This is a genomic window from Polaromonas sp. (assembly GCF_030682935.1).
Classification (GTDB): domain Bacteria; phylum Pseudomonadota; class Gammaproteobacteria; order Burkholderiales; family Burkholderiaceae_C; genus Polaromonas.
The window spans coordinates 1-1,933 of the sequence record NZ_JAUXNA010000377.1 but is presented as its reverse complement, the minus strand read 5'-3'; the positions used below and the strand labels follow the sequence as shown (position 1 = coordinate 1,933).

General features: G+C 66.2%; 2 protein-coding genes. Both read left to right on the top strand.

The window, feature by feature from the left end; genetic code table 11:
* Positions 1 to 810, top strand: an 810-nt coding sequence (locus tag Q8K05_RS17200) for a tripartite tricarboxylate transporter substrate binding protein (protein ID WP_305247830.1), incomplete at its 5' end; no start/stop codon positions are given.
* Positions 807 to 1,933 (top strand): aconitase/3-isopropylmalate dehydratase large subunit family protein (locus Q8K05_RS17195; RefSeq protein ID WP_305247829.1); only part of this gene is annotated, 1,127 nt, incomplete at its 3' end. The genes Q8K05_RS17200 and Q8K05_RS17195, both read left to right, overlap by 4 nt.

The window sequence follows — 1,933 nt, the reverse complement described above, 5'->3', positions numbered from 1 at the left end:
GAACTGGGGCGCTTGCTGGGAAAAGTGGTGATTGTCGAGAACCGGCCCGGCGCCGGCGGCAACATCGCCGCCGATGCCGTGGCGAAGGCCGCGCCCGATGGCAATACCTTGTTGATGAGCTTTACCAGCCACGCCATCAATGCGTCGCTCTACCCCTCGCTGCCGTTTGACCCGGTCAAGGACTTCACGCCGCTGACCTGTGTCGCCACCTCGCCCTCGATGCTGGTGGCCCATCCTTCGGTGCCGGCGAAAGACGTGCGTGAGCTGATCGCCCTGGCCAGGGCCAAACCGGGACAGCTCAACTTCGCCATCGGGGCGGTGGGTTCTTCGCTGCATCTGGCGGGCGACCTGTTCAAGATGCAGTCGGGCGTCTTCATCGTCAACATTCCTTACCGGGGCACGGCGCCTGCCATTCAGGACGTGATCGCCGGACAGGTCGAGCTGATGTTCGCCGCGGTCGGCAATGCGCAGGCGCAAGTCAAGGCCGGCAAACTCAAGGCGCTGGGCGTGACCAGCGCCAGGCGCCTGGCCGCCTTCCCGGACGTTCCCGCCATCGCCGAAGTGCTGACTGGCTATGAGTCGAGCGCCTGGTTCGGTTTGTTCGGCCCTGCGCGCATGAATCCTGACCTGGCCCGGCGCATCAGCGATGCGGCCCGGCAGGCGATTGCCGCGCCGGAGGTGCGCCGGCGGCTCGATGCGGAAGGCGCGGTACCGGTTGGCAACTCGCCTGAAGACTTTTCGAAGTTCGTGCAAGGCGAAATCCAGCGCTGGGCCAGGGTGGTGAAGTTTTCAGGAGCCCGGCCGGAATGAGTACATCAACGCCTGTTGCACAGACCCTGGCGCAAAAGCTGATCGCGCGTGCCGCCGGCCGTGAGAACGTGGCGGTTGGCGAGATCGTGAACTGCCAGGTCGATCTGGCCATGTTTCACGACTCGTCCGGGCCGCGCCGGCTTAAGCCCATGCTCGAAGAGTTGGGCGCGCAGATCTGGGACAAGTCGCGCGTCGTGCTGGTGATGGATCACTATGTGCCGGAACGCGATGACGAGTCACGCAAGATCGTGCGCATCGCGCGCGACTGGGCGCGCGAGCAGGACTTGCCCCATGTGTACGACGGCCAGGGCATCTGCCATGTGGTGGTGCCGCAGCACGGCCACATCCGCTCCGGCATGTTCTGTGTCGGCGGCGACTCGCATTCGCCCACGGGTGGGGCCTTCGGCGCCTATATGTTCGGCATCGGCAGCACCGAAATGCTGGGCGTGGTGGTGACCGGCGAAATCTGGCTGCGTGTGCCGCACACCCTGCAGATGCACTGGCTTGGCGAACTGCAAAAAGGCGTGACCGCCAAGGACATGATGCTGCACATGATCGGCCGCTTCGGCATGAACGGCGGGCAGTACCAGGCGGTGGAGTTTTGTGGCCCGGCGGTGAAAGCCCTGTCGATGCAGGAGCGCATGACGCTGTCCAACATGAGTGCCGAGCTGGGTGCCCAAGTGGGCCTGATCGCGCCCGACGAGGTCACGGCAGCGTGGCTGCAGGCCGCCGGTGCGCCGACGCCCGACACGAGCGACTGGCATACCGATGAAGGCGCTGCGCTGACCCGCCACGAATTTGACGCCGGCACATTGACGCCTTACGTGGCGGCCCCACACAGCCCTGCCAATGCTGATGTCGTGGGGCGCTACAGCGGCACCCGGGTGGACGTGGCCTATATCGGTGCCTGCACCGGCGCCAAGCTCGATGACCTGCGCGCAGCCGCCGAGGTGCTGCGCGGCCAGCGCGTGGCGCCCGGTGTGCGCTTGATGGTGGCGCCGGCCAGTCAGAAAGACCAGGCCGCCGCCCGGGAAGAGGGGGTGCTGCAAGTCTTGCTGGATGCCGGGGCCGAGCTGTTTCCCACGGCCTGCGGCGCCTGCGCCGGTTATGGCGAAACCATGGG